The organism is Pseudoalteromonas sp. 2CM39R (assembly GCF_023161845.1).
The window spans coordinates 1-401 of sequence record NZ_JALNTM010000071.1 but is presented as its reverse complement, the minus strand read 5'-3'; the positions used below and the strand labels follow the sequence as shown (position 1 = coordinate 401).

The following is a 401-nucleotide window of genomic DNA, read 5'->3' as shown; positions in this document are numbered from 1 at the left end:
CAGGCGCTTATTTTGGCGATAAGCTTAGTCCATTATCTGAAACAACCAATTTAGCTCCAGCCGTTGCTGGTGCAGATTTGTTTGAACATATTCATCATATGCTTTGGACTACAGTACCTAGCTTTGTAATTGCATTAATCATCTTTGTTTTCATGGGCTTTAACGCGACAGCAGCGGGAGAGGCTGGTCAAATAGACCAAATAACTGCAATTCTTCAGCAAAACTTTAACATTGGCTTAGAAATGTTGGTGCCGTTAATTGTATTACTCGTACTTGCTATTCGAAAAATGCCAGCGTTTCCTGCCATTTCTATTGGTGCTGTCATTGGCGCGGTGTGGGCTATGCTATTTCAATCGGACTTAATTGCTAGCCAAATAGACATGACTCAGGGTAAGTTTGTC

The 401-nt window shown here is 41.4% G+C and carries 1 protein-coding gene; it reads left to right on the top strand.

What is annotated here, in order from left to right; genetic code table 11:
* On the top strand, nucleotides 1-401 hold a 401-nt coding region (locus MTF66_RS38435; protein ID WP_282454273.1), incomplete at both ends, for a Na+/H+ antiporter NhaC family protein.